Consider the following 12,200-nt stretch of genomic DNA (forward strand, 5'->3'; position numbering starts at 1 on the left):
ATTATTGAGGCAGTTAACTTAATTTTTTTCTTCCCGTGTAATACACGGGAAGGGAGGTTTCTCCTCTCCATGTAATACGCGGTACAATCGGCGTTTTTATGTTAAGTAATGTTTCGCCAACGGTATCAGTTACGCTCCCTAATGGGACATGAAAGTATCCAAACCACTTTACGTTATCAGAAAGTTACTTCACAAAAAGCAGAATCAGCTGCACGTCATGCTTTAAATATTCTGATAAATCCAGACACTTAGAAGCAACATTTATTGCCTATTCGTCATCTCCATCAACAGCATCATTTACCAAAAAAGTGCTGAAATTAATTCAATTAATTATCTCTACCCAAAAGAATATAAAATACTATGGGGTTGAACAGTGAGGGATCAAGCACCATCTAGTTGTTTTTGGTATTTTTTATGTTTTAAATATCACCTTAATGACCTTAATTGACCGTACTGCATATCCTAAATTCAAACAATTTCCCAACCCGAAAGAGCTTGCAGAGCTTTATACACCACAAAGCGCAGAAATCAAGTTTGCAAAGTCCAAAACTAAGAGCCACGAAGGATTTCTTAGTTTTATGGTCATGCTAAAATCCTTCCAACGGCTTGGTTATTTTCCCCACCCCGAACTAGTACCAATTGCGGTTATCAAACATTTACGGTCGTGTTTAAAGTTACAAGATTGGGTAAAAGCAATTCCATCTGAACGCCAACGCTACACTTATCTTCAGGCGATTCGGGATTATCTGAAAGTCAAACAGTATAATAAAACAGGTCAAAGATTAATAGCCGCATTAGTTGCAGAAGCTGCGGAGGTTAAAGACCACCCTGCTGATTTAATCAATGTAGCCATTGAAGAATTAGTTAAAGAACGATACGAGTTACCAGCATTTAGCACTCTTGACCGATTAATTCGCCACATTCGTTCAATGGTCAATAATCGCTTGTTTGTACTTTGTTCTGAGGGGCTTTCCATCAACGAGCAGATTTATTTAGACCAATTGCTAGCGGTGACAAATAATGAAGTAGATGAAAATGCCACTCTTAATTTACTAAAATCGCCACCTAAAAGTGCCAAACTTAGTGGGATGAAACTCCTACAAAGTAAGTTTGATGTTCTCATGACCTTTGGTGATGCCAAGCGACTGCTACAAAGTATTGCCATCACCAAAGTTAGACATTTTGCGGCACAGGCTAGGGCTTTGGATATCTCGGAATTTCAAGATATTAATTTACCCAAACGTCGGACGTTGCTGTTATGTCTATTGTACGAGGCACAGGTTAACACCCGTGATTATCTTGTCGATATGTTTATTAAACGTATCCTCAAGATTCAAAATAATGCTAAACAGCGATTGCAGGAATTACGCGACAAACATTTGACGGAAACATCAGAGTTATTGGCTACCTTTGGGCAAGGTAGTGCGAACAATGTTTTTGCTCGACTATGTTTCTAATGTGGCTCTTCGGCATGAGATTACAGCGATAACGAATATTGTGGAGATGTACAATGCCTTTCTGGACTGGGTGTTCTTCGGTAAGCTGGGAGCGATTACTGAAAATGATCCTATTGAGCAGGAAAAGCGGCTGAAATATCTTGATTTGGTAGCAAGCGCAGTTATTTTGCAGAATACGGTTGATATGTCGTTGGCTATCCAAACGTTAATGTCACAGGGAGAACTGATTCCTATGCGACACCTTGCAGCAATGAGTCCATACATAACAAGACATATCAAAAGATACGGTGATTATGTGGTGAATTTACATAATATTCCCCAACCATTGGAGGCTGCTATTAATCTCCCACCAGAAATCTTTGAAATGTAGATATAGCAACGCTTTCCAGACCATCTTGCAGGTTTTTACATTCGCTATATTTACCCCTTATAAACTAATCTTATCATTAAGCCTAGCAGTTAGCTTTTGTATATTTCCGCCAAAAACTGTATCTTAAACTACCATTTTTTAGCGATCGCAAAAGTTTTCGGTCTACTGACCTTGGCAGAAGTCTCAGGGTAATTTGACCCCTGGAAGAGTTGCTCAAGCTATGGGTGGAGTTTTCGCGGCCATTGGTACTCCTGCCCAACCACCCAAACCTCGCGGAAAGTCCCCGGGTTGGGAAGCAGGAAAAAAGCGTCACCGTAAAAACCGATGCCCGATTGTTAAAAAAATCGTAACACGACCACGTAAAGAGCCATCAGTTGCGGTTTAATACTAAAGATTATTCTTGTGCTGTGGAATACTTACTATTTGGATTTTATCTGCTGCAATCTCGTCAAAATCAGTACTCATAGACACTTCCCTCCAAGCATCTAATTCTGATTTCATAAACTCTAATGCAGCTTCAATAGTTTCTACCGTATAGGCTCCCAGAGCCAATCTAGCTGGTGGATTATCGCTATCAACCACTTTAGTTATTGCCAGAGCCACTTTTTTCGGATCACCTGGTAAGCCCCCGTTGATAACCTCTTGCACACCCTGGCGTATTTCATTAATCAATGGCTTATAGTCCTCAATTTGAGTTTCAGTTAAGACAAAAGAGCGCGTGAAAAATTCTGTACGAAGACCATTCGGTTGAGCTGATGTTACTCTTATACCGAAAGGTGCAACTTCGCCAGCCAAAGAACCAGAAATTCCCTCTAGCGCAAGTTTACTACTAGCATAAACCCCAGGACCAAGTTCAAAACAAGCAACTGATGAAATATTAATAATGTGTCCGCTACGTTGTTGTCGCATATGGGGTAATACAGCTCTGAGAATTTCTAATACACCAAAAAAGTTCGTTTCAAAGGTATGGCGAACTGCTTCATTACTAAGTTCTTCAATTACCCCCGCGACCTCACATCCAGCATTGTTAACTAGTACATCAATACGTCCAAAACTTTCAATTGCCTGTTTTACAGCTTCTCGTACTTGTTCAGGTTTTGTTACATCAAGTTGCACTGCTAATGTACGACCCGGAAAACTTGCAGCTAAATCTGCTACCTGCTGTGGATTTCGTGCTGTTAGCACCACAGTCTCACCCCGTTCGAGTACTGTTTCTGCTAATGCTCGACCAAGGCCACTTGAAGTACCAGTAATAAACCATACTCGTGTATGTTTATCTGAGGACATTACCATGGAAATTCTCCTTTGAAAATATGGACGTTGCATCATTGCAGGATTACAGTTAAATTTGCATAAGCTGAAACTATGATAAATGCCCAAATTCTTTTGCTGTCAGCCAAAAAACTACCAACATAAATATAAAATCTGCCAATATTGAACCAATATATATACCTTTTAAACCAATTAAGCTTGAGAGAAATATCATCATTGGCACATTTAATACTATGCTTTTAATAAATAATGCTAATAAAACAACTTTAGGCTTACCGATAGATAAAAAAAGGATATTACTACAGTAAGCTAAAGGCCATATTGGTACTAGTAGATTGAGAATCCTAAAATTAATTATATCTTCTATCGTAAAATTAATACCTGGCAAAATCATATTCAAAGATACTGTTGGAAATATTTGTAAAGGTAGCCAAATAAATAATAGTAATGTAGTTCCTATTATTGCGAAAATTAAGTATGCATTCTTAACCCTTTTGTACTTCTTCGACCCATAGTTCATACCTATTACTGGTTTTAATGCTTGTGCTAAACCGACAATAGGAATAGCCATCAATAAATTCACTTTCATTGTTGCACCGAAAAAAGCAATATCAATATTTTTTCCATAATCAGAAATTAGATTCAACATTACAAACTCTTGAACCAATATCATCACTGGATAAAACAGGGAAGATATTCCTATTGAAAATATTTCTGTAAGCAAGTCTATCGCGATCGCTAATTTTTTGATATGGACAGGGATAATACTTTTACCCGTAATGAAATAAGATAGATTCAGAATACTAGAAACCAGCATTGCCATAACTGTAGCAAGAGCAATGCCTTGAATTCCCCAATTATATACAGTAATAAATATATAGTTTAATAAAATATTAACACTTACAAAAATAAAGTTAAATAGCGTGTTCAATCTAATATTTCCTTCTGCATTTATAACTTCACCACAAGCTTCTCCCAATATCAAAAATATAGAACCTAATACATATATTTTCAAATATTTTGTACCTTCTGATGCGGCTTCACCATTCCCACCCATGAGTGTAATCAATTCTTGACCAAACATATAACCAATAATTGTAATAAAAGAAGAAATTACAATACTTAAAATTATAATATTTCCAAATATTTTAGATTGAGTCTTAACATCTCCAGACCCAATGGCTCGACTAAGAACAGAAGCGGAGCCTTCCCCTATCAAGCTAGCAAATCCATTTACTATACTTGTAAGTGGCATTGCAAGTGAGATACCAGCTAAAGCATTTTCACCAATGAACCTTCCCGCAAATAAAGCATCGATAAAAATGTTTAAATTAAGCATTAATATCCCCAGAATACTGGGTATTGACAGCTTAAACATTAATTTAATCAAATTACCTTGAAGGATTTCGTTTGTAATTTGAGATTGTTTTTGTGAAGTCATTTATTTACTCAACCTTAGCCAAATAGCTAACACGATACTGCTTTAGTCATAATAAACCAAGTGTAATTTTTGGGTAAAGTTTCAGGGTCAGTCGTAACTTGCCAATATTGAATGGGATGGTGCTTGCCAAATACTATTTCCCGAATATACCTCGTTTCTTGTTTGCCATCTGAGAAAATACGATTATAAGGTCGCCAATTGTTATATCTTACTTGCTGACCTTGTGGTAGCCACACTCCATGATTGCTCCGAATCGCTACTACAAAATCTAGTTGCAATTCACACAATACGCTAAGAAAGTTGCAATCGCTTTCCCCATATCGCTTTCCCCATATCGCTTTCCCCATATCGCTTTCCCCATATAGACTATCTGCTAAGGCCAGCTTAAATTTAAACCCCATCGCTCGGAGTTTTCTAATCATTTTTGCAGCAATTTCTGGCTTGGTCTGATACACATCTTCTTCTAATAATCTTTGTTTGGGTTTATATACTTCAAACATCAAAGGAAATGTCATTCATAGGACTAATATTTGATTTTTGAAATACACGTAGGGTGGGTAATGCCTAACCTATCTGGGTTAAATCCGGGTTTTGGTGAACATTGCCCACCCTACAAATACTTAATTTTTTTCAAAAATCAAACCGGATTGCTATATCAGCCCGATAACACCTACTTCAAATGACCATAGTTAATCTTAAAATAAATATCATAAAAATACTGATGTGGGAGTAACCTTTTCAAGAGAGATATATAAGACGACAGCAAAATCGACGAAATTGAATAACCAAAATATTGTCTTTTAGGATTTCTATCTTCTAAGGACTTTAAAATAACATTTGCAATTTTTTCACAGGACATACCATTCATATGTCCTGCAACGGTTTCTTGAATAAAAATTCTAGAATTTTTATCATAAATAGCTTTAGCTTCTGACGACATATTGGCAAACGTCTTTTCATAGCTAGCTTCGACTTTTTTAAAAACCTCTGTTTTTAATTGTTGTGGAAAGATAGATATAACCTTAACATTAGAAGAACGTAATTCCATTCGCAAAGAATCTGTAAATGATTCAAGTGCAGATTTTGCAGCACATAAAAGTCCGAAATATGGTTCGGCGATTCTGCCACTAGCCGAACTAATGTTAATAACCCGTCCTTTGGCTTTTCTAAGCATTGGTAAAAATGCTTGAGTAACAGCAATTTGTCCTATAATACCTACTTCAAAATTTTCTCTTACGTCTTCTATGGGAACGCATTCTAAAGGTCCAAATACTATTGCAGTTGCATTATTGACTAATCCTAAAAGCCCTTCATCACCGACTGCTAACAAAACCAATTCAGATGCGGCTCGAATTTGTTCTTCTTTTGTGATATCCATGATGATTGGAGTTAAATTACCATACGCAGCCTGCTTTAGTGACTCTGCATCTTTTTCTGTGCGGACTCCTGCAAAAACTCGATACCCTTTTTTGTCAAGAAAAAGTGCAATTTCCCGACCGAGACCTGTGGATGTTCCTGTAATTACAACCGCGCCTTTACTACTCTTAGTCATACCTAATTTCTCCATATGCCCGTTATCTAATAGCTAAGCTAAAGCCAAAAAAGTTACTGTGATTGTTTTTTATTTATGTAAATACCGAATTCATAACCATTTTCACCCTACTTTTAGGATGACATTGGAGACCTACAATCCTTTCTTGTTCTGGTTGCCTATTAACCAGCGCTAATTCATAGCGAGAAAGAATTGTTGCTAACACAAGCTTCATTTGAAACATGGCAAAAGTACCTGCGATGCAACTACGAGATCCACCACCGAAAGGTAAAAATTCATAGGGAGAGAATTTTTTTTCTAGAAAGCGCTCTGGTTTAAATTGTTTCGGCTCTGGGTATACATCTTCTCGTTGATGTGTTGAATAAATATTACAAAAAACTTCTGTTCCCGGAACTAATTCGTAGCCCATAAGTTTTACTGGGAACTCAAAACGTAAATTATTGGTTTAGAACCATCCATGATGGTAAAGATATCGCCATAGCGCTTGTAAATAGAATCCATACAGCCAAGCGGATTAGTCAAAAGCTGTAGACCTAATAGCCAAGTAGGTGTTTTTGGACTTGGGGGTAGTGTCATAAATATTACTTGCTATAAAAAACTCCATAGATTAAACTGACCCAATTACTAATGATTGTGATTGTCCTTTATGTTGATACCGACCCTGCACGATCATCTTAACGCCAGAAGCCGGATAACAAAGAAGACCATCAAATTTTGGTTTTTCTGGTTGTTTTCTCACTAGCTTTAACTGATAGTGTAAAAGAATTGTTGTCAATACCAATTTCATTTCAAACAGAGCAAATGTTCCACCAATACAAACACGAGAACCGCCACCAAAGGGCAAAAATTCATAGGTAGAAAACTGTTTTTCGAGAAAACGCTCTGGCTTAAATTGTTTTGGCTCTGGATATAAATCTTTACGCTGATGTGTAGAATAAATATTTGCAATTAGTATTGTTCCCGGACTCAACTTATAGCCCATTATTTCAATAGGAGACTCTACTATCCTGGGAAACGCAAAAAGTTGAGTTGGGTAAATTCGTAAAACTTCGTTGCAAACAGCATTGAGATAAGGTAATGCCAAGATGCTTGTGATATTTGGGTTTTTGCCAAGGCGATTAAGTTCCTCTAGTAGACGATCGCGAACATGAGGTAAACGGTGAATCCAGTACAAAGCCCAAGCGATCGCAGTTGCTGAAGCTCCTTGAGCCGCTCCAATCGGTGAAATTAATAAATCTCGTATTTCCTCATCAGAAATCGGCTCACCTGTCTCATCTGTTGCCAATACTAATTCCGAAAGAAGATCAGTACGAGATGGATCTGCTTGCTTGTGGCATTCTTGAACTTCAGCATACAACAGTTGAAAAAGCTGTTGCCGGAGGTAAAGCAAATTTCCTTGAGGACTCCACCTTCCTAAATTCCATCCCCAAAAGGGTAGTTTTGCAACCAGTTGCAGCAGTGGGGAGAGTTCATGTTTAAAAACAGAAGCAAATAATTTTTTGATTCTTTCATAGCGTTCCCCTTCACGCAATCCCATAACAATTTCTATACCTATTGCTAAGGTAATATGCTCTAGCATTGAGTAAGCAAGAAAAGGTTTTCCAATAACTTGTTGACTCATAATGTTTTCTGTCAGTTCGCAGATATGTTGTCCGCAGGCTTGCATCCGCGCACCGTGAAAAGCTGACATTAACAATTTACGCCGATTTTTATGACGCGATCCATCTAGTTGGAGAACTCCTTTTTCTCCTGTAAATAAGGCAAACTCTTCTTTGTTTAATGCGCCCCTGGCTATAATTTCCTTACCTCGCATGAAAATCTCCTTTATTCCTGAAGGATTGCTGACATAAACTGTTGGTGTAGAACCAAACATTACAGTCACAATGTCACCGTAACGTTGAGAAATAGCATCCATATAGCCAAAGATATCAGCCTCAAATTGTAGAGCTAGTAACCAAGAAGGAGCTTTCGGTCCTGGAGGTAGTTGCATCAGTCTCTTTTACTCCTATTGCACATTTAAATTATGAACAGCATTATCAATGCATATTCTCAATTGTTTAGCTAATTCATGAATATGAGGTTCAAGTAGCATTGAAAAATGATTTCCTGGAACTTCAACAACCTGAGTCGATTCACTAGAATATTTATCCCAACCTAGAAAAAGGTCATCAGTACTCCAATCTGGATTATCAAAATCATGGATAATCTCTTCTTTTGCTCGAAAGACAGTTAAGGGACGGAGATAAACCCGTGGGACATAATCTCGCATTGCTTGGACATTGGCTTTGAAAAGTTGGTAATGACGGAGAAAATCCTTAAGCTCTACATCAGAAAAAATAAAGTTGGCTTTTTTGTTTACTAAATTCAGTTGCTCATCGAGCGACAAATCTCGAAGCTCCTCAAAGGGAACATAAAAATCGATGTCATTTTCTGTTTTGATTTCTTCAGCTATACGCAGCAAAAACTTTGCATCATCATCATTTGTTGATTCAATCGTTGTCTCTGGTAATATGGCATCTATAATAGCTACTAAACCTACTGCTTGACCCTGTTTTTGGAGTTGCTGCGCCATTTCAAAAGCAAGCACACCACCGTAACAATGACCACCTAATAAATAGGGCCCATTTGGTTGTACTTTCTGAATTTCTTGCAGATAGCGAGATGCTGTTTCCTCCACTGAAATAATTTTAGGTTGTTCGGGGTCTGGCCCATGTTCCAATCCATAAAATGGATATTCTTCACCTAGGATTTTGGATAATTTAAAGTATTGACTAATATCTCCGCCAGCACCATGCATACAGAAGAAAGGTAGCTTGTCACCAGAAGAGTTAATTGCTACCAAGTGAGAATTAGAAATTTTGCGAAATGGTTGACTAACTATTGCTGCTAGTTTTTCAATAGTTGGATTTTCAAAAAGAGTAGATAGGGGAAGATTATGTCTAAATTTATCATAAATTTGAGCCATTAGGCGAACACCTAAAAATGAGTGTCCTCCTAAGTCAAAGAAGTTATCTGTTACTCCAATAGGACTAGTATTGAGGAGATTTTCCCAAAGTTTTGCTAAGGCTAATTCGGTAAAGTTTCGTGGAGCAACAAAGGCTTTATTTGTATTTGATTGGATAACTTCACTACTTGGCAATGCACACTTATCTACTTTTCCATTAGGTGTCAGTGGAAGTTTATCAAGTACGATAAAAGCGGACGGCAACATATAGTTAGGTAGCTTCTGTTGCAAATATGATAACAGTTGTGTTGTTATATCCTGCTTGTTTGTGACAACATAGGCAATCAAACGGGAATTCTCTTGAGCATCATTGCTAGCAGTTACAACAGATTCTCGTACATCTGGATGTTGTGCGATCGCAGTTGCAATTTCACCCAATTCTACTCGAAAACCCCTGATTTTTACCTGTTCATCACAGCGACCTAAATATTCCAAATTACCATCTGGGAGATATCGGACTAAATCGCCTGTTTTATAAAGTTTATTTCCAGGTATAAAGGAATTATCAATGAATCTTTCCTGGGTTAATTCTGGGCGATGTAAATAACCCTTTGCTAACCCATCACCACCAAGATAAAGTTCTCCAATTACTCCTCTAGGTGTTGGTTGTAAATCACGATTCAATACATAAATCTGAGTGTTATCTATGGGGCGACCAATAGGCACACTGTCGGCTTGTTCTGGTAAGAGACTAGTATCGTAGTAAGTTGCATTGGCGGAAACTTCCGATGAGCCATAAAGGTTGATAAGTTTGGCAAATGGCATCAATTCTCGGAAAGTTTGAACTAATTTAACAGATAATGCTTCTCCGCTAGTTATCCAAAATTTTAAATGCGTTAATTTCTTAACTAGATGACTATAATTATCTAAAATTAGTCGCAGTAATGAAGGTACAAGTATAATTCGAGAAACTTTGTGTTGTGCTAGAGATTCTATAAATAATTGCGGGTCTAGTACAGTCGCATTGCTGATAATTACTGTGGGAATTCCTTGCAGTAAAGGAGCAAAAATTTCCCAAATAGAATCGACAAAACTAATAGCTGTTTTCTGACAGCAAACTTCTCCTGGAGTGAAAGGATAAGTCTTCCATAACCAGTGTAAGCCGTTTACTGTACCGCGATGAGTACCAAGCACACCTTTCGGTGTTCCAGTTGACCCAGAAGTGTAGATAATATAAGCAAGATTGTCTGAGAAAGATAAGTTAATGAGATTTTCTAAACTTTCTTGTGCAATTTCCTCTTTTTGGATATCCAAGCAAACAGTTTTAGCCGCAGATAATGATAGTTTTTCTAAAATTTCTTGCTTACTAATTAACAGCGATGCTTGGGAATCAGAAAGCATAAAATTTAAACGTTTCACCGGATAACTGGGGTCGAGGGGAATGTATGCACCACCAGCTTTGAGAATAGCTAAAATTCCCACTACCATATCTAGGTCGCGTTCTAAACATAGAGCAACTAAAGTTTCTTTTGTTACACCCTGTTTTTGTAAGTAATGTGCCAGTTGATTAACTCTATGGTTCAGTTGACGATAAGTTATTTCTTCAGAATCGCTAATTAGTGCTATAGATAATGGTGTTAGTTCAACTTGTTGCTCAAATAATTGATGTAGACATACGTCTTGAGAATAATCTGCATAAGTTTGATTAAACTTAAATAATAATTCTTCTTGCTCAGAAGCAGTTAGTAGCGATAATTCACTCAGACGTTGCTCTGGATTGGCAACAATATTTTCCAATAAAGTCTGAAAATTGTTGATAAATTGAGTAATTGTTGTTGAGTCAAAAATATCTGTGTTGTATTCTAACCAGCCTGTTAATCCCTCTTCGGATTCAGACATTGATAGAAAAATATCTAGTTGAGCAGTACCGCTATCAAACCCAAAAGTACGTAAAGTTAAACCAGACACTTCCTGAACGGAACTTGGAGTATTTTGCAGGACGAACATGAGATCATAAAGCGGATTTCGGCTTAAGTCCCGTTCGGGTTGCAATTCTTCTACAAGCATCTCAAAAGGCAAATCTTGATGTGCATAAGCATCTAGAGTCACCTCCCGTACTCGATGTAAAAGTTCGCGAAAACTGGGATTACCACTGAGATTATTACGTAACACCAAAGTATTAACAAATAAACCCAGCATCCCTTCCAATTCTGCACGGTTGCGGTTAGCAATTGGAGAACCGATTAAGATATCTTCCTGGTCTGTGTAGCGGTATAGTAATACGTTAAATGCTGCCAGCAAACTCATAAATAAAGTAGCGTCTTCTCGCTGGCTTAATTGCTTGAGAGCATTAGTTAGGGATGCTGAGAATGCAAAGTATTGCTTGGCTCCAGTGAAAGTATTAAGGTTAGGACGCGGACGGTCTGTGGGTAGTTGTAGTACAGGTAACTCACCTTGGAGTTGTTCCTTCCAGTAATTTAATTGGGTTGCGAGGAATTCACCCTGAATGCGATCGCGTTGCCAAATGGAAAAATCTGCATACTGAATCGGGAGTTCGCTTAAGGAGGAAGGTTGATTTGTTGAGAAAGCAGCATATAGCGTTGACAACTCGCGCAGGAACACACCGCAAGACCATCCATCTGTAATAATGTGATGCATGGTCACAAGCAAAATATGTTCTTCTTCACTCAATCGCAGTAAAGTAGCTCTCACCAATAGCCCTTTAGCCAAATTAAAAGATTTTTTAGCTTCCTCTGCTGCAAATTGTTTAACTTTTGGTTCCCAATTTTTACCAGATAAATGTTGTAGGTTAATAATAGATAAATTCCAAGTAAATTGGAGAGCAATTTCTTGTATTGGCTCTCCATTTACAAGTCTAAAATTTGTTCGCCAAACTTCATGACGCTTGAGAATTTCATTCAAGCTTTGCTCAAGTGCTGCAATATTGAGGTTTCCCTGTATGTGAAAAGCTATAGGAATATTGTAGAAAGAACTGCCGTGATAAAGCTGGTCAATAAACCACAGCCTTTGTTGGGAAAAAGATAAAGGGATATTCTGGCAACCTTGACGTTTAGGAATTACATCAGCTTGAAGTTTTCCCCCTTTCCATTTTTCCAAGAGAGCTTTTTTCGCTGGTGATAAGTTAGAATATTTTGTATCCATAA

At 37.7% G+C, this 12,200-nt stretch carries 8 protein-coding genes and 4 pseudogenes; 4 read left to right on the forward strand and 8 right to left on the reverse strand.

Going from position 1 to position 12,200, the window contains the following annotated elements; genetic code table 11:
- Positions 1 to 126 precede the first annotated feature (126 nt).
- The 4 genes and pseudogenes from LC586_RS20785 to LC586_RS41185 all read left to right on the forward strand — a co-directional run.
- Positions 127 to 252 (forward strand): annotated as a pseudogene (locus tag LC586_RS20785) (tyrosine-type recombinase/integrase); the annotation flags it as partial.
- 182 nt (positions 253 to 434) lie between these two features.
- Positions 435 to 1,457, forward strand: coding sequence for a DUF4158 domain-containing protein (locus LC586_RS20790; RefSeq protein ID WP_229486603.1), 1,023 nt, complete (start codon positions 435 to 437; stop codon positions 1,455 to 1,457).
- Position 1,458: 1 nt separating this feature from the next.
- Positions 1,459 to 1,827: a Tn3 family transposase gene (locus LC586_RS20795; protein ID WP_196519572.1), complete on the forward strand. Its 369-nt coding sequence runs from the start codon at positions 1,459 to 1,461 to the stop codon at positions 1,825 to 1,827.
- 169 nt (positions 1,828 to 1,996) lie between these two features.
- Positions 1,997 to 2,212 (forward strand): annotated as a pseudogene (locus tag LC586_RS41185) (NF041680 family putative transposase); the annotation flags it as partial.
- Between the two features lie 2 nt (positions 2,213 to 2,214).
- Here LC586_RS41185 and LC586_RS20800 read toward each other — a convergent pair.
- The 8 genes and pseudogenes from LC586_RS20800 to LC586_RS20835 all read right to left on the reverse strand — a co-directional run bounded on the left by LC586_RS20800 (position 2,215) and on the right by LC586_RS20835 (position 12,198).
- On the reverse strand, positions 2,215 to 3,120 hold the full coding sequence (locus LC586_RS20800) for an oxidoreductase (RefSeq protein ID WP_229486604.1): 906 nt from the start codon (positions 3,118 to 3,120) through the stop codon (positions 2,215 to 2,217).
- A 70-nt stretch (positions 3,121 to 3,190) separates the two neighbouring features.
- Positions 3,191 to 4,540, reverse strand: a complete 1,350-nt coding sequence (locus LC586_RS20805; protein WP_229486605.1) for an MATE family efflux transporter — start codon at positions 4,538 to 4,540, stop codon at positions 3,191 to 3,193.
- A gap of 41 nt (positions 4,541 to 4,581) precedes the next feature.
- Positions 4,582 to 5,055: pseudogene (locus tag LC586_RS20810) on the reverse strand (transposase family protein); the annotation flags it as partial.
- A 155-nt stretch (positions 5,056 to 5,210) separates the two neighbouring features.
- Positions 5,211 to 6,092: an SDR family NAD(P)-dependent oxidoreductase gene (locus LC586_RS20815; protein ID WP_229486606.1), complete on the reverse strand. Its 882-nt coding sequence runs from the start codon at positions 6,090 to 6,092 to the stop codon at positions 5,211 to 5,213.
- Between the two features lie 73 nt (positions 6,093 to 6,165).
- Positions 6,166 to 6,519: pseudogene (locus LC586_RS20820) on the reverse strand (cytochrome P450); the annotation flags it as partial.
- On the reverse strand, positions 6,507 to 6,668 hold the full coding sequence (locus tag LC586_RS20825) for a cytochrome P450 (RefSeq protein ID WP_229486607.1): 162 nt from the start codon (positions 6,666 to 6,668) through the stop codon (positions 6,507 to 6,509). The pseudogene LC586_RS20820 and the gene LC586_RS20825, both read right to left, overlap by 13 nt.
- Positions 6,669 to 6,699: 31 nt before the next feature.
- Positions 6,700 to 8,082: a cytochrome P450 gene (locus LC586_RS20830; RefSeq protein ID WP_229486608.1), complete on the reverse strand. Its 1,383-nt coding sequence runs from the start codon at positions 8,080 to 8,082 to the stop codon at positions 6,700 to 6,702.
- A gap of 15 nt (positions 8,083 to 8,097) precedes the next feature.
- Positions 8,098 to 12,198 carry a non-ribosomal peptide synthetase gene (locus LC586_RS20835; RefSeq protein WP_229486609.1) on the reverse strand — a complete coding sequence of 1,367 codons (4,101 nt, stop codon included), beginning with the start codon at positions 12,196 to 12,198 and terminating at the stop codon, positions 8,098 to 8,100.
- Positions 12,199 to 12,200: the final 2 nt, after the last annotated feature.

Origin of the sequence: Nostoc favosum CHAB5714 (assembly GCF_020829495.1) — a bacterium.
Lineage (GTDB): Bacteria > Cyanobacteriota > Cyanobacteriia > Cyanobacteriales > Nostocaceae > Nostoc > Nostoc favosum.

Bases quoted from the DNA above. Each gene is read 5' to 3' on its own strand.
- LC586_RS20800 (WP_229486604.1), bottom strand. From the start codon at position 3,120: ATGGTAATGTCCTCAGATAAACATACACGAGTATGGTTTATTACTGGT.
- LC586_RS20825 (WP_229486607.1), bottom strand. From the start codon at position 6,668: ATGACACTACCCCCAAGTCCAAAAACACCTACTTGGCTATTAGGTCTA.
- LC586_RS20835 (WP_229486609.1), bottom strand. From the start codon at position 12,198: ATGGATACAAAATATTCTAACTTATCACCAGCGAAAAAAGCTCTCTTG.
- LC586_RS20815 (WP_229486606.1), bottom strand. From the start codon at position 6,092: ATGACTAAGAGTAGTAAAGGCGCGGTTGTAATTACAGGAACATCCACA.
- LC586_RS20805 (WP_229486605.1), bottom strand. From the start codon at position 4,540: ATGACTTCACAAAAACAATCTCAAATTACAAACGAAATCCTTCAAGGT.
- LC586_RS20830 (WP_229486608.1), bottom strand. From the start codon at position 8,082: ATGCAACTACCTCCAGGACCGAAAGCTCCTTCTTGGTTACTAGCTCTA.
- LC586_RS20790 (WP_229486603.1), top strand. From the start codon at position 435: ATGACCTTAATTGACCGTACTGCATATCCTAAATTCAAACAATTTCCC.